21 protein-coding genes are annotated in these 18,748 nt (G+C 42.0%); 1 reads left to right on the top strand and 20 read right to left on the bottom strand.

Features of this window, described 5'->3' with window-relative positions; translation table 11 throughout:
• Positions 1-103 precede the first annotated feature (103 nt).
• The 10 genes from pepV to PGW42_RS11510 form a co-directional block, all read right to left on the bottom strand.
• Positions 104-1,471, bottom strand: a complete 1,368-nt coding sequence (pepV, locus tag PGW42_RS11555; protein ID WP_270203682.1) for a dipeptidase PepV — start codon at positions 1,469-1,471, stop codon at positions 104-106.
• A 78-nt stretch (positions 1,472-1,549) separates the two neighbouring features.
• Positions 1,550-1,999 (bottom strand): D-aminoacyl-tRNA deacylase, encoded by a 450-nt coding sequence (gene dtd, locus PGW42_RS11550; protein ID WP_055260960.1) that lies wholly within the window; start codon positions 1,997-1,999, stop codon positions 1,550-1,552.
• Between the two features lie 143 nt (positions 2,000-2,142).
• A complete protein-coding gene (locus PGW42_RS11545) occupies positions 2,143-2,778 on the bottom strand; it encodes a cytidylate kinase-like family protein (RefSeq protein WP_270203681.1) in 636 nt (211 codons plus the stop codon).
• An 83-nt stretch (positions 2,779-2,861) separates the two neighbouring features.
• A complete protein-coding gene (locus tag PGW42_RS11540) occupies positions 2,862-3,779 on the bottom strand; it encodes an RluA family pseudouridine synthase (RefSeq protein ID WP_270203680.1) in 918 nt (305 codons plus the stop codon).
• Positions 3,769-4,296 (bottom strand): signal peptidase II, encoded by a 528-nt coding sequence (lspA, locus tag PGW42_RS11535; protein ID WP_270203678.1) that lies wholly within the window; start codon positions 4,294-4,296, stop codon positions 3,769-3,771. Before lspA ends, PGW42_RS11540 begins: the two co-directional genes overlap by 11 nt.
• Positions 4,297-4,321: 25 nt before the next feature.
• Complete coding sequence (locus PGW42_RS11530) at positions 4,322-5,098, bottom strand: YlmH/Sll1252 family protein (protein ID WP_215633885.1); 777 nt, start codon at positions 5,096-5,098, stop codon at positions 4,322-4,324.
• 17 nt (positions 5,099-5,115) lie between these two features.
• On the bottom strand, positions 5,116-5,661 hold the full coding sequence (locus PGW42_RS11525; protein WP_008370263.1) for a cell division protein SepF: 546 nt from the start codon (positions 5,659-5,661) through the stop codon (positions 5,116-5,118).
• Positions 5,662-5,689: 28 nt separating this feature from the next.
• Positions 5,690-6,388, bottom strand: a complete 699-nt coding sequence (locus tag PGW42_RS11520; protein WP_270203677.1) for a YggS family pyridoxal phosphate-dependent enzyme — start codon at positions 6,386-6,388, stop codon at positions 5,690-5,692.
• Between the two features lie 17 nt (positions 6,389-6,405).
• Positions 6,406-7,821: an HlyD family efflux transporter periplasmic adaptor subunit gene (locus PGW42_RS11515; RefSeq protein ID WP_270203675.1), complete on the bottom strand. Its 1,416-nt coding sequence runs from the start codon at positions 7,819-7,821 to the stop codon at positions 6,406-6,408.
• A 17-nt stretch (positions 7,822-7,838) separates the two neighbouring features.
• Positions 7,839-8,783 carry a TIGR01212 family radical SAM protein gene (locus tag PGW42_RS11510; protein WP_055260970.1) on the bottom strand — a complete coding sequence of 315 codons (945 nt, stop codon included), beginning with the start codon at positions 8,781-8,783 and terminating at the stop codon, positions 7,839-7,841.
• Positions 8,784-8,862: 79 nt separating this feature from the next.
• Between PGW42_RS11510 and PGW42_RS11505 the strand changes: the two genes are divergently transcribed.
• Entirely contained in the window at positions 8,863-9,069 is a 207-nt protein-coding gene (locus PGW42_RS11505) for a DUF378 domain-containing protein (protein ID WP_270203673.1), read from the top strand.
• 122 nt (positions 9,070-9,191) lie between these two features.
• Here PGW42_RS11505 and PGW42_RS11500 read toward each other — a convergent pair whose 3' ends face one another.
• The 10 genes from PGW42_RS11500 to PGW42_RS11455 all read right to left on the bottom strand — a co-directional run bounded on the left by PGW42_RS11500 (position 9,192) and on the right by PGW42_RS11455 (position 18,746).
• A complete protein-coding gene (locus tag PGW42_RS11500) occupies positions 9,192-10,178 on the bottom strand; it encodes a D-alanyl-D-alanine carboxypeptidase family protein (protein WP_270203672.1) in 987 nt (328 codons plus the stop codon).
• Positions 10,162-10,557, bottom strand: coding sequence for a methylglyoxal synthase (locus PGW42_RS11495; protein WP_008370250.1), 396 nt, complete (start codon positions 10,555-10,557; stop codon positions 10,162-10,164). The genes PGW42_RS11500 and PGW42_RS11495 overlap by 17 nt, the downstream gene beginning before the upstream one ends.
• Before the next feature lie 14 nt (positions 10,558-10,571).
• Entirely contained in the window at positions 10,572-11,696 is a 1,125-nt protein-coding gene (locus PGW42_RS11490; RefSeq protein ID WP_008370248.1) for an FtsW/RodA/SpoVE family cell cycle protein, read from the bottom strand.
• Positions 11,693-11,923: a cell division topological specificity factor MinE gene (locus tag PGW42_RS11485; RefSeq protein ID WP_022221008.1), complete on the bottom strand. Its 231-nt coding sequence runs from the start codon at positions 11,921-11,923 to the stop codon at positions 11,693-11,695. The genes PGW42_RS11490 and PGW42_RS11485 overlap by 4 nt, the downstream gene beginning before the upstream one ends.
• A gap of 11 nt (positions 11,924-11,934) precedes the next feature.
• Entirely contained in the window at positions 11,935-12,726 is a 792-nt protein-coding gene (gene minD / locus PGW42_RS11480) for a septum site-determining protein MinD (RefSeq protein WP_008370246.1), read from the bottom strand.
• Between the two features lie 13 nt (positions 12,727-12,739).
• On the bottom strand, positions 12,740-13,384 hold the full coding sequence (locus PGW42_RS11475) for a septum site-determining protein MinC (RefSeq protein ID WP_242999992.1): 645 nt from the start codon (positions 13,382-13,384) through the stop codon (positions 12,740-12,742).
• 19 nt (positions 13,385-13,403) lie between these two features.
• Positions 13,404-16,244: a penicillin-binding transpeptidase domain-containing protein gene (locus PGW42_RS11470; RefSeq protein WP_442872436.1), complete on the bottom strand. Its 2,841-nt coding sequence runs from the start codon at positions 16,242-16,244 to the stop codon at positions 13,404-13,406.
• A 61-nt stretch (positions 16,245-16,305) separates the two neighbouring features.
• Positions 16,306-16,833, bottom strand: coding sequence for a rod shape-determining protein MreD (gene mreD, locus PGW42_RS11465; RefSeq protein ID WP_172676481.1), 528 nt, complete (start codon positions 16,831-16,833; stop codon positions 16,306-16,308).
• Between the two features lie 2 nt (positions 16,834-16,835).
• Positions 16,836-17,723: a rod shape-determining protein MreC gene (gene mreC, locus PGW42_RS11460; protein ID WP_117823648.1), complete on the bottom strand. Its 888-nt coding sequence runs from the start codon at positions 17,721-17,723 to the stop codon at positions 16,836-16,838.
• Entirely contained in the window at positions 17,724-18,746 is a 1,023-nt protein-coding gene (locus PGW42_RS11455; protein WP_270203670.1) for a rod shape-determining protein, read from the bottom strand.
• Positions 18,747-18,748: the final 2 nt, after the last annotated feature.

Genomic DNA, 18,748 nt, shown 5'->3' with positions numbered 1-18,748 from the left:
AACCTGTCATCTTATCCGGCTTTTGTTCCATTGAACAGCTCACCCTTCGATGCTCGTATCTATATATGACATATTCAGATGATTCAGTCAGTACTGTTTTCTACTATTTTTTTGCAAGTTCGTACATTGCTGCTGCCGTAATCTGCAGTGCACGGAGAAGCTTTTCTACTTCCACATGTTCATCTGGCTGATGGATCACGTCTGCTTCACCTGGAAATACCGGTCCGAATGCAACCATGTTCGGGAATTTCTTTGCGTAAGTTCCACCACCGATTGCAAGTGGTTCCAGGTGCTCGCCAGTCTCTTCTTCATATACATGAACGAGCTTTGTCACCAGTTCAGAGTCTTTTGGTACATAGAGAATTTTGTGGTTATTTTTCCGGAGCACATCGAATGTGTAACTGTTGATATGATTGATCAGTGTATCATCAACAACTTTCGGATCTGCATTTTTTGGATAACGGACATCTAATGTAAAATAGGTCTCTTCTCCATCATAATAAACAATACCAAGGTTTACGGTTGTCTCACCAGTTTCTTCATCCACATAATGTACTCCCAGTGATTCTCCATTTGTCTCCGCTCCGATCTCTTTCAGAAGAAATTCCATCAGTTGCTGGAATTCTCCACCAAATTCATTCTCTTTCACTGCATTCAAAAGAAGAATTGCTGCATTTACACCAAGATGCGGGGTACTTCCATGTGCGCTTCTTCCCACCGCTTCAACGATTGTTTTTCCGTTTTCATGCGTCACAGTGATTCCTTCTGTCTCTGCTACCTTAATATCTCCTTTTACGATCAGTTTACAAGTTGGAATCACGACATTGTCAGCAATTCCACCACCAAAATATTCCACTTCGATATGACCTTTGTCATAAACCTTAGAACCGCCTTTGATGCCGGTCGTTCCTTTTTCACAGAAAATAACAGGGAAATCTGCATCCGGAGTAAATCCGATCGTCGGCATCTCATATCCGTTCTCTACGTAATACGCTGCGCATGAAGAGCCACATTCCTCATCCGATCCAAAAATAACACGGATTCTACGGTCAATTGGAAGATTCAGGTCACGGATCGCCTTCAATGCGTAAATTGATCCAATGATCGGTCCCTTATCATCCAGACATCCTCTTCCCCAAAGAATTCCATCGTGGATCTCGGCACCATAGGCAGGATAAGTCCAACCGGTATCGCCAGCCGGTACAACGTCTACATGACCAAGAACGCCTACCATCTCTTTTCCTTCTCCATATTCTACCCAGCCTATACGATTGTCTGCCTGCCCAACCTTGAAGCCAAGCTTGCGGCCAAGTTCAAGGGCATCTTCCAGAGCAGCCTTCGGTCCCGGACCATATGGCGCGTCTGGCTGTGCCTCACCACGCACGCTTTCAATTCTCATGTTCTGTTGGATTCCAGCAAGAATTTCATCCTTCATCTCCATAATCCTGCTGTTTAATGCTTCATAACTCATTATTACATTCCCCACTTTCTTGTGTATTCCATCTGTATTCTATTATACACGATACATCTTTAGAAACCAAATAATAATTTAACAAATCTGCTCCGAATCCAGCACGATCGTAAATGGACCGTCATTTAAAAGAGATACCTTCATATCTGCGCCAAAGTTTCCTCTTTCCACAACCGGGATCACTTTCTTACATTCTTCAATAATATATTCATACAGTTCATTTGCCATATCCGGTGCACCTGCCTCAATAAAACTTGGGCGGAATCCTTTTTTACAGTTTGCATATAAGGTAAACTGGGAAATCAGAAGAAGTTCTCCATCCACATCCTTCAGGGCAAGATTGGTCTTTCCGTTCTCATCTTCAAAAATGCGAAGTCCTGTCAACTTCTTTACCATTTTGTCTGCAATCACTCTGGTATCATCCTGTGCCACTCCGATCAGCACCATAAATCCTTTTCCAATCTTTCCGATCACTTCTCCTTCTACCGCAACCTCGGCATGTGTTACTCTCTGAATTACAAATTTCATGTTTTCTTGTCTCCTCTTTCTTCTCTTTATTTGACACTATAATGCCTGTGTTCCGAAATTATCAGAACATAAGTATTTTGCTACAGGTCTAAAAAACGGGGGATTTTTATTTCCCCCGTCTTATAACATTATAATCGCTGTTCTTACTCTTCAAAGCTTGCCTTTAATTCAAGAAAATCTTTGATAGCTTTCACACATCCGTCAACCCCAAACTTGGAACTGTTTATACAAATATCATAACTTTCGGCATCGCCCCATTTTTTGTTGGTATAATAATTGTAATAGCTTGCCCTGCGTTTATCTGTCTTATGTATCAGATCTTTTGCTTTGTTATCTGTCAGTTCATTCAGCTTTGCTACATTTTTAATCCTGTCTTCCAGATCTGCATGAATGAATACACTTAGTACATCATCCCGCTCTTCCAGCGCATAATCCGCACATCTTCCTACCAGTACACACGGTCCTTCCTCCGCAATCTTTTTGATCGCATCAAACTGCGCAAGGAAAATTTTGTGATTTAGTGGCATTTCATTGACAGAACCGGATGCAAATCCCATAGAATATGTATCCATTACCAATGAATAGAGAAAACTGTTCGTCGGTTTTTCATCATGTGTCTCAAAAAGCTCTTTGCATATCTTACTGTCCTTTGCTGCCCGTGACAACAATTCTTTATCATAAAACTCAATTCCCAGTTCATCTGCCAGACGTTTTCCAATCTCGCGTCCTCCGCTTCCAAACTGACGACCTATTGTTATAATTGTATGTGTTTTACTCATAAACGTCACGCTCCTTTGCAGGTCATTATTCCATGATTATCCTATACATATTATATAACAATTCATAATAAATGTATAGATTTTCATGACATTTTGCGTAGTTTTTTCAATAAATTTTCAAAATATTCCGGAAGTGGGGCATCAAATTCCATATATTTTCCGGTTCTCGGATGGATAATTCCAAGAATTTTCGCATGAAGTGTCTGCCCCTGTAGTGTCCACGGACATTTTGCCGGACCATATACACAGTCTCCAAGCAACGGATGATGGATACTTGCCATATGCACACGGATCTGATGTGTGCGACCGGTTTCAAGCTCACAGGCAATATAAGTATAATCGCCAAACCGCTCCAGGACCCGGTAGTGTGTCACTGCATTTCTGCCATTTTTCTCATTGATACTCATTTTCTTTCGGTCAATCGGATGGCGTCCGATCGGCGCATTCACAGTACCGGAATCCTCTTTGATATTACCGTGTACAATTGCATGATAAATCCGCTTAATGCTATGCTCTTTTAACTGCTCTGCAAGGATCTGGTGTGCGGTATCATTTTTACATACCAGAAGAGAACCGGTAGTATCCATATCGATCCTGTGTACGATTCCCGGACGCATTACACCGTTGATTCCTGAAAGCCGGTCTTTGCAATGATACATGATCGCATTGACCAGGGTTCCGGTATAATGACCTGCTGCCGGGTGCACTACCATACCTTTCGGCTTATTAACCACCAGGATATCATCATCCTCATAGAGAATATCCAATGGTATTTTTTCCGGCAGGATATCCGGTTCCGTCAAATCCGGTATCGTAATCTGAATTTGATCTCCTTTTGCAACCTTATAGTTAGATTTGATTACTGTGGAATTTACCTTTACATTTTTTTCTTTTATCAGTTTTTGAATATAAGAACGGGAAAGCTCCGGCACTTTCTCTGTGAGAAATTTGTCGATTCTCTCCCCTGCATTTTCTTCACTCTGAAATTCTTTAATCTGCATGTTTCTGCTCCTGTCTGCGCGAATAAATAGAAAAATCTTCGTCCTTATAATAAAAAAAGATCAGCAGAACCAGAACGATAAACGTCACAGTCACATAAATATCCGCCACATTAAAAATCGGAAAATCAATCAGTGAAAAATAAAAAAAGTCAACCACATATCCTCTGGTCAGACGGTCAATAAAATTCCCGATTGCTCCGGCTGTCAGAACGATCATACAGATTCTGAGTGGCAGATATCTTTTTTCTACCGGAGTTCTGCCATAAAACCAGCTCACAATAACAAGGATCACAACGGTCATGATGACAAAGAACCATCGCTGGTTCTGAAAAATCCCAAATGCAGCTCCTCTGTTTTCAAGATAATGCAATTCAAAAACATTATTCCACAACACAAATGCAGACTGATCCTTCAAATGTGCAATTGCCAGAAGCTTTGTATACTGATCCAGAAGCACCAGGATTACGACTCCAAGTGCTGCAAAAATATATTGTTTTAACCCTGGTCTGTTCTTCATATGCTCTCCTTTACTGCTAATGCCATTAGATATACTTTCGGATTGTAACATAATAACGTCCTTTTTTTGTCTCGGAAAGAACTCCTTCATACTGAAAACGTCCCATCTGTCTTACGGAAACGATATCGTTGTCCTTTACATGATATCCATTACTGGTAATCAGCTTTCCGTTTACATATACACGCCCAGCCTCAATCAATGCAGTAAGTTTACTTCTGGACGAAGAAAAAGCCAGTGAAAGAAGGGAATCCAGGCGTACTGACGCAACAGTCCCCTTAATCTCTTCGTACTTTGGCTCCCATTTAAAATCTGCATTTTCTACTTCTACGGCACGAACGGTTGTATGACGTACCCTGGTCAGTTCTTTTACAAGAAACTCCGTCAGTTCCTGATGTACAAAAACATAAGCTTCCTTATCGTGAATCAGAATATCTCCCGTCTTTGCCCTTGTGATCCCAAGGTTCAGAAGTGCACCCAGATAATCTCTGTGTGATAATTCCTCAGCAAATTTCGGCTGTAGCGGACTGATCTTCAGAATGCGGATCGGATATGTACTGCGGATACTTTCCTCATCCATATACATATAAAAAGCATCAGGTAGAAATGCTGCCATCTGACGCTCTGACGGATCATACCCGCCAAAGGTCCTGTATGGAACAGGGAAAGAATCCTTCGGCGTAGTATGTAATATATTCAGTTCATTCAGGTTCAGGAAATCGGAATACATAATGATTCCTCTCTGATAAGCATTGTTAGACAGCTCAATCAGACGTTTACGAAGTAAAGTCTCTTCTTTTTCCATACCCTGTCTTCTTTCTTCTAGTAACGGTTCTGGATCGGCACATCGAACGAAGTATTCAGAAGATCCTGCATATCGCCGGAAATATCAACATTTGCCGGTGTTACCAGAAAAATATAACTTGAAATCTTCTGAAGATTACCATCAATTGCAAAAGCAGATCCTGATGTGAAATCAATAATTCTCTGCGCGATCTCAAGATCCATACCTTCCAGATTCAAAATAACAGTTCTTCCCGCGAGAAGAGTCTCTGTAATCTCGCGTGTATCATCCATTGCGTTTGGTTTGATTACACAAACTTCCATTGCAGGAGCATTTCTGCGTGTAGAAGGCTGGCGCATCGGGGTGACTTTATTTGAACGACCTGATTTTTTAAGCTGATAATCTTCCTCTTCTTCTTCGTAAGCAGCCGGTTTATCTTTCTTTCCAAAAATATTCTTTTTTGGCTTCTCTTCTTCATATGACTCATCTTCAAAATCGTCATCTTCATCGTAGAAATCATCATCATACTCATCATCGTCGCCGTTTAATTTCATAACGTCTAAAAACTTATCTAATACTCCCATTTTTCTTATACACTCCTATCTGTGGTATCTAAATCTGATGAGCATAATTTCGCTCGCCAAAAATTGCTGTCCCTATCCGAACCATGGTGGCTCCCTCTTCTATAGCAACTTCAAAATCATTGGTCATCCCCATTGAAAGAATACTCATGTTAACATTATCAACTTTTTCCTTTGCAATGTCAACAGATAATTTTCGTAAGTTTGCAAAATGTATACGATTTTCTTCCGGGTTTTCTACAAACGGAGCAATTGTCATCAATCCTTGTACTTTTATGTGTTGAAATCTGACAATTTCATGAATAAAATCCATAACTTCCTCTGGCATCAAACCAAATTTTGTATCTTCTTTTGCCATGTTTACTTCGAGAAGCACATTTACAACAATACCTTTTTTCGCTGCTTCTTTATCAATTGTTTCCGCAAGACGAATAGAATCAACAGAATGGATCAACTCTGCCTTATCGATGATACATTTTACTTTGTTGCGCTGCAGATGACCAATCATCTGCCAGTGAATATCCTTCGGCATTATGTCATATTTTTCATCCAGTTCCTGCACTTTATTTTCACCAAAATAACGGCAACCGTAAGCATACGCTTCTTCCAGCATTTCTACCGGTTTGGTCTTGCTGACAGCAATCAGTGTTACATCCTCCCGTTTTCTGCCGGAGCGTTCGCATGCAGCGCATACACGTGCTTCCACATCTTTTAAGTTTTCTGTGATCATTTCTTTCACTCCATTTCTTATTGACTTACTATCTGATTATCCCGAACAGAATCTCCGTTCAGGGCAATATGATCATAATTGGATAGACTGTAGCTGTTTCCTTCTGCAATAATATAGTATTCATCACTCTCACTCAGGATCTGAACCTGCTTGAATACAGCATAGCCTTTATTGACATTATAAACTCCTTTGATGCTTTCGGTTTTCAAAAGATCCATCGTATCGGAAGATTCCGGCAACAAAAGAGTATCTCCTTTTTTCAGATTCTCTGTATCCAGATATGCAATACCCGATTCCGTATCCTCGTTAATGATCGTCACCGGAATAAATTCCGTTGTCGTCTTTCCTTTTTTGGTCGTCTGCCTGTAGACACCTTCGTTCTGAGAAGCCCCGCCGCTCGTGATATAATCTATCGGAACAGCATAACAATCTTTCTCCGTTACCGAGGTTTTCGGAATCTTAAGCCCGGACTCGTCTTCCAGGATCAGTTCAATATTCACGAACCGTTCATCTGCATACCGGATCATAGAATCCTTAAAAGTAATATTGGCATAAATATCATTTTTCTTTTCCGTAAGTCGCATAGTTCCCCACAGGTCCTTATTATCCTTCAGGAATCTGACCTCAACAGAAAGGGAATCTTCCCCGTTCATTTTTTTCTGGAAGGTTTGTGCCAGATCAGAGGTCAGGCGTACCGTTACCGTCCACTCTTCATCTGTGACCAGGCGATATACCGGCTGCCCTGCATCAATCTTCTGGTTGCCTGAAAGCTCTGTGACACTGTAATTTGCCTTATCAAACATCTCATCCGTGATATTATCTGTCGTCAGATTTTCATAGCCATCTACCGAAAGCTCCACGATTCCGTCATCCGGGCTTTGAAATGCATCTACATTTCCGGACTGCAAAATAGAATTCAGCTGTGCAACCCTGCTCTGTGTCGTATTGTTCTGTAAGATCGCTGTTACTTCACTTTTCAGATTTGATGCCGTCTTAAATTCCTCCGGTGAATAGGATTCATTAAATCCCTGTGCCTTCAGCAGAATACTGTTCCATTCATCTGCATTCAGGGAAACTTCTTCATTGCTGTCCTGATCCGTCTGTGTCTCGAGCTTGGAAGACGTAATGGTGTAAATATTGGTTCCAAGTGCAACCTTCTGCGCATCGTCTACAAAATAATTGACATATCCGCTTTTTTCAGCATTTACCACCGTTTCTTTTCTGAGAACCATTCCGGTAAGATTCCTGTCTTTTAAAATGCTTCCTTCCCGTACCTCATATACACTCACTCTGTCTTTTGTAAAATAGATCAGAACGGTAAAAACAAGATACACAAAAATAATTCCAAACAGAATCGTACCAATATTTAAATATCCTTTTCGTTTATATTTCTGGAGGCTGACGACCTCCGTATTCTTCTTTTTCCCAGCCAAAAATCAAGCCTCCAAATCTATTCGGATTTTAACAGGCACAGTGCCGCACCATTCAGATAATCACAGCACCTGCCCTGATACCTGCCTTCCTCTTCCATCTTCTGCAGCAGTTCGTCCCTCAGCCTCCACCAGCTACATCCCCAGTTACAGAACACCGCATCTTTCTCAGGAATTCTTGAAAACATTCGTTCTACTGCCACGGTTTCCGGAATCTGTTCAAGAAACGTAATCACTCTTTCAAAATATTCTTCCTTTGAACATACCGTTATTTTACCATTTTCATACCAATCGCACAACCGTGTATTTCTGGCAATATAAAGCGAATGCAGTTTCACAATATCCACACCAAGCGCAGTAAGGATTCTTGCAGTCTCTTTTGCATCCGCTGCCGTATCTCCCGGAAGATTAAGAATCACATGGGTACAGATTGAAATACCAGTATATCTTTTAATCCGCAGTACTGCATCGATAAATTCTGCAAGACCATGTCCCCTATCGATCATCTGCAGTGTATGATAATTTGCTGTCTGTAATCCAAGTTCTACATTCATTTGAATTCCAGTCATCGCGCGGATATCTCTCATAATATCAAGATACTCAGCCGAAACACAATCCGGTCTTGTGGAAACAGATATCTCCACGACACCCGGAATCCTGGTAGCCTCCATCAGATAACTGCGAAATCTGTCCGGAGGAAGAAAGGTATTGGTATAATTCTGAAAATATGCAATATATTTGTTGGCATGGTATTTTCTCGTGATCATCTGTCTGGTCCGTGTCAACTGTTCTGTGACAGAAACTGCAGCCGACATTGCCTCAAATCCGGTTCCTGCACCGGCACAGAATGCACATCCATCTCCGTCAAGACGGTTCGGACATGTGACCGGAAGGTTCACCGGAAGCTTGTATACTTTTTCACCATATTTGTTTTTCAGGTAATCCGAATATTTATAATATAACATCTTTTTCCTCTCATTTATGAATAATCACAAAGTTTTAACACATACTAACCGTATAGAATCGTATAAGGAGGATATTTACATGAAATGGTTTGATAATACAGCACTCACCGTCGTGATCATCGGTGCTGTGAACTGGCTTCTGATCGGTATATTCCGTCTGGATCTTATTGCCTGGCTTTTTGGAAACATGTCATGGTTCTCACGTATCGTCTACACGATCGTCGGACTGTGTGGACTCTACCTGATCAGTCTTTTTGGTAGAATCGGATCCATGTCCGAATCTTAATACGCCCAGGTAATGTACCTGATACCATCTCGGTGTATTTTCTACATGCTTGTAAAAAAGAAAGGGGCTCCCAGACAAGAGATGCCCCTTTTTGTGTATACGATAAGATTCACACACCACATTTACTGCTGGCCAGACGGGATTGCCTCGATCAATGATGTCATATCCTCATACAGAACCGGTTTTTCTGAGGCTCCCATAACAATCGATATGTATGGATTGTCACTGGAATCTTTTTCCATCAGAATCAGACAATATCCTGCTTCATCCGTTGTCCCGGTCTTCCCGCCTACGATCGTAACATTCTCCGGCACATCCACCTCTCCCTGCGCATAGAGATTGGTCGGTGTAAACAACGCCTCCTGGCTGTTACCGTCCACATCTGTATAATGTGCGGTATATGCTTCACTCTGTATGATATTTACAAAATCTTCATGCTTTATGCACTCATTAAATATCAGATAAAGGTCATACGCTGTTGTATAATGATTGTCATCATGCAGTCCGTGCGGATTCATAAAATGAGTCCCGTTCGCCATCAATTCCTGGGCTCTGCGGTTCATCATATTAACAAACGCTTCTTCTGATCCACCTACATATTCCGCGATTGCAGTTGCTGCATCATTTCCAGAATACAAAAGAAGAGCTCCCAAAAGATCCCTGAGTGTCCAGACTTCTCCTTTCGCAAGGCCGCACACCTGTGCATCCGCCGAAAAACTGGATGCATCTGCGTTTCCACTAATCGTCACCTGGTCATCCAAATTTGCATTCTCAATAGCGAGAAGTGCCGTCATGATCTTGGTTGTACTGGCAGGATACAGTCGTTCATGCGCTTTATAAGAATATAATACACGTTCTCCTGTAAGATCAAATAATGCAGCACTGTGCAATTCAGTATCTTCTGTATATCCCTCTAACGCCACATCATTTTGTGCTACACACAGCTCCTCTGCATAAAGCTTTCCCTGGTATAAATCCTGATTATAATTTTTAAGTTCATATGCTGTCACAGGTGTTGCTCCTTTTCCTCCGATGCAACCACCTGTAAACAGACTTATCGATGCCACACATACCAGTGCGGCACTTTTTGCTCTACTTATACATCTCACGCCAATCCAAGTCTCCTCTGTCTAATGCAAGTATAATGATTTCTGCCGTTGCAAGATTGGTAGCCATCGGGATGTTGTGCATGTCACAAAGACGAATGACATCATTTACATCCGGTTCATGTGGCTTTGGATTCTGTGGATCCCGAAGAAAGATCAGAGCATCAATTCCATTCTGTGCAATCTGCGCACCGAGCTGTTGTTTGCCGCCCAGCGGTCCCGCAAGATATTTGTGAATAGAAAGATTAGTAACTTCTTCGATCAGCCGGCCGGTTGTACCGGTCGCATACAACTCATGCTTGCTCAAAATCCCACGATATGCAATACAGAAATTCTGCATCAGTGTTTTCTTAGAGTCATGCGCAATAAGTCCGATATTCATTTTCTCAGCTCCTTTTACTGATATTTTTTAGGCTGAAGCCCTATATTTAATACAATGCCAATTCCCATATATAAGCTGATAAGCGAAGTCAGTCCGTAACTAACAAACGGAAGGGGAATTCCTGTATTTGGTAAGATCCCTGTTGCCACGCCGATATTGATAAACGACTGAAATCCTATCTGCGCGGCTACACCGCAGCAAATAATCCGCCCCGCCAGATCTTGTGCCCTGAGTCCTATCAATATGCATTGTACTACAATCAATAATAACAGACCAATCACGATACAGCAACCCACAAAACCTAATTCTTCACCTACAATTGCAAAAATAAAGTCTGTCTGTGGCTCAGAAATAAAATTTCCGTTCTTCACGGATGTGGTTGTATTATTATTCAGTCCTTTACCGGTAAGCTGTCCGGAACCAATCGCCATAATTGCATTATTCTGCTGGTAAGCTTCATCACTTGCATATTTCTGCGGTTCCAGCCATGCCAGAATACGCTTTTGCTGATAATCGTGCAGAAATGGCTGATTTGGCTGTACAACAATACTGATAAAAATAATCGTAACCGGAACCAGAATCGCAATCAGGGTTCCGATAAATCGATAACTCAGTCCCGCCAGATACATCATAGCACAAAAGACAAGCGCTATGGATAAGGTTGTTGAAAGGTCTGGCTGAAGAACGATCAGGATCAGTGTTGGTGCAATCAGTCCTACTGCTTTCAGGATGGTTGCAGCACTGTTCAGATCATCCTCATGATTCATCAGAAATTTTGCAAAGAATAAGACAACCAGTATTTTGCTGAGCTCTGATGGCTGAAAATTCGTCACTCCGATATCGATCCACCGCTGTGCACCATTTACATTGGTTCCAAACAGCTTTACACATACCAGTGCAATGATATTGATCCCGTATAAAATCCAGTAAAAGTTCAGAAGCCATACATAGTCTATCATCGAAAGAATGATCATCAGGATCACTCCGGCGACAAGTCCTATGATCTGTCTTCCCTGTACTGCCTGCTTTGCACTTCCGATTACCATAACTCCGATAATCGATATAGCAATAACAGAAATGACCAGACCGAATTTCACATCTTTTAAATGATAAGGTTTTGTCTTTTTTGGTAATCTCACGATTTTTCTCCTGTCAAGTTGATTCTAATCTGTGAACGTGTTATTTCCACTTTAAAATTATCTTCGGTTATCTTCATGTATTTTCCGATTGTGTGGTATAATTCTCCGCACAAAAGTTCATAAGTATCTGGCTGACACTGCACCCGGTCCGAAACAAGAAGGCTTTTCAAACGTTCTTTTGCAATGCGGACAGATGAATGGTGCATACCTCTTTCAAATACATGCATGATACATCCTCCTAATTTCTTTTAAACATATGGGAAAGTTTGTAAAACAAACTTTCCTGTTTATCCAGATCGAGAAATGGCACTTCTTCACCGGTTATACGCCGGCAGATATTGGTATATGCTTTTCCTGCCAGCGAATCCATATCTACAACCGCCTCTCCCTGGTTCGTTCCGATCACGACCTGTTCATCATCCGGAATTGCTCCAATCAGATCGATAGGAAGAATCTCTGTCACATCTTCTACTGACATCATCTCTCCTCTTTTCACCATATCCATCCTAATACGGTTAATAATAAGATTCAGTTTTTTCATGTGATTCTGCTCCAGCAGCCCAATGATGCGGTCAGCATCACGAATGGAGGATACTTCTGGCGTTGTCACAACAAATGCTCTGTCAGCTCCGGCAATCGCATTCTGGAATCCCTGCTCAATCCCTGCCGGACAATCCAGTAAAACGTAATCAAATTCATCTCGAAGCTCATTTGTAAGCTTGATCATCTGCTCCGGTGTGATCGCTGACTTATCCTTTGTCTGTGCCGATGGCAGCAGATACAGATTTTCATGACGCTTATCACTAATCATCGCCTGCTTCAAACGGCAGCCACCTTCGATCACGTCGACCAGATTATATACGATCCGGTTTTCAAGTCCCATGACAACATCCAGATTCCGAAGACCCAGATCCGTATCGATCACCAGTACCTTTTTCCCGAGCCTTGAAAGTCCGGCACCTATATTTGCTGTCGTTGTTGTTTTTCCGACACCGCCTTTTCCCGATGTCACTACAATAATTTCACCCATTTTTCAGATCCTCCTACCACTCTAAATTCTCCAGTGGATCGATATAAATGCGCTTGCCGTCAAGACGGGCGATACTTGGTCTTACGGTTTCGTCCTGAAGATATGTATGTGTTGATACAATATCTGCAATCTTCATCACATGCGGTCTCATCGACAACGCCGTAATAAACGCATTCCGATCTCCTGTTGCCCCGGCATGTACCGTTCCCCTTACCGCACCCAGCACAACAATATTGCCCTTGGATACTACGGTTGCACCAAACTCTACATCGCCAAGTATAATAATACTCTGCTCTGTCTCCAGTACCTGCCTTTGTCTGAGTGTACCTTTGTAGAACTGACCTTCTTTTCTGGTTAAACTGTTAAGAGAGTCTTCTACTACTTTTTTGTATAATCTTTCTGTATTTTCATTAGTATCAAAAATACAGACAATATGGATATGAGCGACATCAGTGATCAGACCAATGACCTCTTCTTCCTGTGGTTTTGTAAGAATCCGCCCTTCAAACGTAACCGCCATGGTCGCATCTTTGAAAAAGCGGGCAGATTCGGTAAATTTTTCTCTCAATTCCTTCAGAATCTCTGTATACTCTGCATCAGGATCCATATGAACAATCAGACCGTATTTATTACTTTTAATGATGACTTTCTGTTTCATACCTGTGATCCCCCTCAATCTAGTCTCCATGTGTCGATGATGAACCTGCTGCCGATGCATGCCCTGTGATCAGCTCATCACGGCTTGTCTCTCCATAATAATAGCGCATCAGGTCTCTTCCAATCTCTGACGGATATAAAGATTCATAACCATTTTTGATACGGATCGCAAATGCGACTTTCGGATCGTCACTTGGCGCATAGCCAACAAACAGACCGTGATCCGGATGTGTAGTACTCTGCTGTGCCGTACCGGTTTTACCTGACATTGTAATATTTCCCAACGAAGAATATGTACTGTTGCTGGTAACAACTGCCCGCATTCCCGACTGAACAGCATCCCATGTATTTCCGGAAACACCCTCTATCTGGTTCAGCACATCCGGTTCGTAAGTTTTTGTTACCTTACCATCCTTATTTTCCACATGATCCAGAAGGGAAAGATTATAAACAGTTCCTCTGTTTGCAATTGCTGTAACATATCTTGCAAGCTGAGTTGTCGTATAGTTATTAGTACCCTGACCGATTGCAGAACGTACAGAGTCCTGATCAGATACCTGAGGTGACGATTCCGGAATTTCGATTCCTGTTGTCTGGTTCAGTCCAAACATAGTCGCATATTTCAGAAGCGTCTCACATCCCTGGTCAGAAGAATATCCCGACTCGCTGCTCTTTGCATTACTGAGCATCTGGTTTGTAAGTCCCAGACGGTATCCAACTTCATAGAAGAACATATTACAGGAATGCTGGATCGCACTCGTCACATTCAGACTTCCATGCGACCCCGGATAAATCCAGCATCGTGGACTCGGTGAAATTTTTTCATAGAGTCCGCCGCAGCTGATATACGTACTGGTATCAATGACATCTTCTGTCAGTCCGGCAACAGCAACCAGTGGTTTGTAAGTAGATCCCGGTGCCGTCTTCTCCTGCGTCGCATTATTATATAACGGTGCTGACTGATCATTTAAAAGCTTTGTATAATAGCCTGAATCCATGGTATTTGCAAGCCGGTTATTATCATATCCCGGGTAGGATACACAGGCAAGAAGCTGTCCTGTCTTCGTGTCAGTTACTACGACCGATCCGGTAGATGGTTCCAGTCCAAGCTGTCCCGGTGTGATTTCCAGATCTTCAATCTTGGAATACATGAAATCATAGGCGGTCATTGTACCATCCGCAAGCTTATTATAAACATCTGCATCATAATTCAGAATTCCCTGCTCATAAAGCATCATACCAATCTGGCTTCCTGTGATTTCTTCATTGCGTATCATATACTTGTAGATCAGTTTGTCAAATCCGGAATCCTTAGGAAGATTTGCACTGATATACGCCAGAATCCCCTGATATACTTCATTCTGATCCGAATACTCACTGTCACTGTTCATATAATCAGTCAGTTTTGATGTATTGATCCAGTTCTTGGAGATCGCATAATTCAGATAAGTATAGAGACTGATGCTCTCATCATTTTCCCACGCAATATATGTAGAATCATTGGTATCAATCGAATCTTTCTGAATGATTGCTGCATTCTGGGTAAGTACAGTACTGATAATATAACTGAGATATGCCTGCATATCCTCATCACAGTCTTTATATGCCGGCGCACCTGAATCACTCAGCTGTGCCATCACATCTGCAAGCACTGCCTCCTTTTTAGAAGAAAATGACGCATACACACTTTTCTCAGTCTCCCCGGCATCCGCAGCCTCAAAATGTCCCACATTCAGAATCTCATTGGAAATAAATGCATTGTAAACATCACCAATCGGTATCTTCACATCACTTCCCTCTTCTGCCTGTGTACGGTCATAGGTCAGAGACGTAGTCAGATTGGAAAGGATGATTCCGGCAAGCTTTTCTTCCAGGAGATCATAAGCTGCCTTTTGCAGATTGGCATCAATAGAAAGATAGACATCATTTCCTGCCTTTGCCTTTTTCCCCTGCTTGGACTCAATGACCTTTCCCACACTGTTAACATAAAGTTTGATTTCACCTTTTTCACCCTGAAGTGTTTTATCCAGTGTCTGCTCCAGCCCTGCTTTTCCAACCACATCCGTAAGAGAATACGAGTCCTGCTCCTTTTCATCCAACGCATCATATTCATCTTGTGAAATCACACCCGTATAACCAAGAATAGACGCAAAATATTTGCTGTCTGGGTAATAACGGATTGAATCCTCTTCAATATTAACTCCCTGAAGAGTATCCAGGTTTTCCATAATAGCAGCTGTTGTACTTTCACTGACATCACTTGCAATCGTTGTAGCCACATACTTCTGATAGCGATTCAGTCCCATGGAATACCGGATTGTTACCAGCTTCAGGATTTCTTCTTTGGACAGTTTCTGTTCGTCCAGCCCATAACCGTAGGTCTCATCTGTACAGAGATAATGCATCAGATCTGCCGCACTGTATGCCTTCTGCTTGTTACTGAGCTTATCAATGGTTGCTTTTCCAAACACATCCGCAAGGAACCGCTGACGCTGCACCTCGCTTGTCATGGAATAAGCATATTCTCCATTATCATTGAGAATAATTTTGAAATCATTGACAATAGAATCTCCATTCGATTCAACAATACTGATCACTTTCTCAATTGTTGCATTGATGATTTTATTTTTCTCTTTAACCGTATCATAGTCACCGTTGTCTTCAATCGTGACGGAATATGCGAGCTTGTTATCTGCCAGAACCACTCCGTTCCGGTCCAGGATACGACCTCTGGTTCCCTGTACCTCTTTTGTTTTCTGGATCTGAAGCTTATAGTCATCCAGATATGCCTGTCCGTTTACGATCTGTAAAGCAAACACACGCTGTATCAAAATTGCAGAAAGCACAATAAACACAAGCATCAGCACAAACACTCTAGATTTTACCAAGTCGATAAACCATCTTTTCAGACGATCCAATAAATCAAACAAATCTGCTAGCACTCCTTTTTTCTTCTTCTTCAAGTCTTCGGTTAATATGCAGAATGATCTGATACAGAACAAGTGTAACCAGAATCGTGTAAACCAGTTCCGGCATGATCACATGTCTCAGATAATGCAAAAAATGGAAATCACTTTTTAACATGAATAAAAGGACATAAATCACCATACCATATAGAAACTCACTGCCGGCAATAAGTGCCAACGGGAGTTTAATGTCTTCGTCATAAAATACTCTCTGGAAAAATCCGTTGCCATATCCGATCAGCATATAGATCAGCGCATAAAATCCAAGCAGATTTCCACCTAGTATATCTTTTAAAAGTCCACAGAAAAAGCCGATGATCATCCCTTCTTTTTGTCCCCTCATAAATCCAAATGAGGACGTCACGATAATCAGGAGATTCGGAATAATCGAGGCAAACGCCAGCTTTTGAAACACCGTTGTCTCCAGAAGAAAACAGACAGTGATCAACACAGCACAGATCAGAATCCTTTTAATCTTTTTCATGTCTATTCGCCTCCGTTATCGCTTCCACTTTCACCTTTTCCATCGATCAGATCCTGCTTTGTTGTTGTAATAACAAGAACTTCCTGTAATTCCTTAAAATCCGTAGCAGGAATGATATATCCGGATCTTGTCAGGTTATTGGAATCTACATTTACCTCTGAAATATATCCAACCAGAAGTCCCTGCAGATATTTGCTGCTGATATTCGATGTTACAACCTGTTCTCCGACCGCCACTTCATTTTCATTATTGGCAAGCTGTTCAAATTTTAAAAGTCCGTCCTGCACCGTCTGCAGATCTCCGCTTACAATACATTTGTCAAAGGTTGTCAGGATCATGGCACTTACATTTTTATCATCGATAATCGAACTTACTGTTGCCCAGTTCGGTCCGACTTCTGTGACGATTCCAACCAGTCCGGTTCCAGATAGGACATTCATATCTTTCCTGATCCCATCATTGCTTCCCTTATCAATCGTAAATTTCGAAAACCAGTTGCTATTCTCGCTGGCGATTACATTTGCAGCAACTTTCGGATAATCCGCTGTATTCTGATCCATCTTATATAATTCTTTATATCTTTCCAGCGTTGCTGAATTCTGCTGCAACCGGTTATTCTCAGTCGTCATCTCTTCCAGGCGGGATTTCAGTTCTTTGTTTTCTTTTTTTATTTCCTGAAGTGTTGCAAAATTCTCTGAAACATCGCCGATCCACATCCCGACACGGTTGATTCCTTTCTGCATCGGCACGATCGTGTAACCTGCTGCCCAGGAAAGCGGTCCTTTCCCGGACTCTGCAAATCCGGAAAGTCCCATCAATACAATACATATGATAGCAAGGATCAGCAACCAGTATTTATTTGATGTCGAAAATTGATTCTTTCTTTTCATCTATCTTATCCACCTATAATTTTCATCCAACATTGAGTACGAAATTTTTTTAAGTTCTTTTGAATTGATCATCCGTCGCAGCCCTTCTACTGCACACAGATCCGGCTTAGCAGCCACATGCACCGGATATCCAGTCACAGCTTCTATGTACCGGTCAAGCCCCGGTAGCCTGGAAACACCACCCGTCAGACAGATTCCATTCTTTTTGATTGAACGGGCTACCTCCGGTGGGGTCCGTTCAATCAACTGACCAATCTGCGAAGTGCAGGTTTCCAGAGATTCTTTCATTGCAGCCCGTACCGCACTGCTTGGGATTTCCTGGTATCTTGGTACACCAACAACCAGATTACGTCCGGCAACCACCATGGAAGCTTTTCCGTTTCCGCCAAGCACTCCAAAACGTTTTCTGAGAGCCTCGGCTGTCTGTCTTCCGATCAGAAAATCATAATTCCGGCGGACCATATTCTGAACTGCCACATCAAATGTTATACCACCAATCTTAAGCATTTTATTAAGTACCATGCCACCTGAACCTACTACAGATAATTCGGTTGTAGCCGCACCAAAATCAACGATCAGCATCCCTTTTGTCTTCCGGACATCAATTCCCATTCCGATACACTGCGCAACACCGCGTTCTACAATACTCACTTCTTTTGCTTTCGCCGTTGAATGAACAACCAGATCAAAAAACGCCCGTTTTTCAACTTCTGTGACATCCGTAGGTACTGCGATCAGATATTCTGATCCTCTTGTAAAACGGCGCTCTTTCTTCAGCAGATTCTGAAGAAGATACTGCATATCCGTAAATCTGCTGATTACACCTTCTTTCATCGGAAACACCACTTCAATATTTCCCGGTGTTCTCTCGAACATCGCATATGCTTCATCGCCGACAGCCAAGATCTCTTTTCCGTCCACAATAGCAATTACATTCTTCTCTTTCCACGTACTGTCCTGCTTTTTATCATACACCTTGATCTCATAAGTCCCGAGATCAAGACCGTAAATATTTCGCGCCATAA

The organism is Coprococcus sp. TM115-187 (assembly GCF_027679115.1).
GTDB lineage: Bacteria > Bacillota > Clostridia > Lachnospirales > Lachnospiraceae > Allocoprococcus > Allocoprococcus comes.
This window is presented reverse-complemented; position numbering and strand designations above follow the sequence as displayed.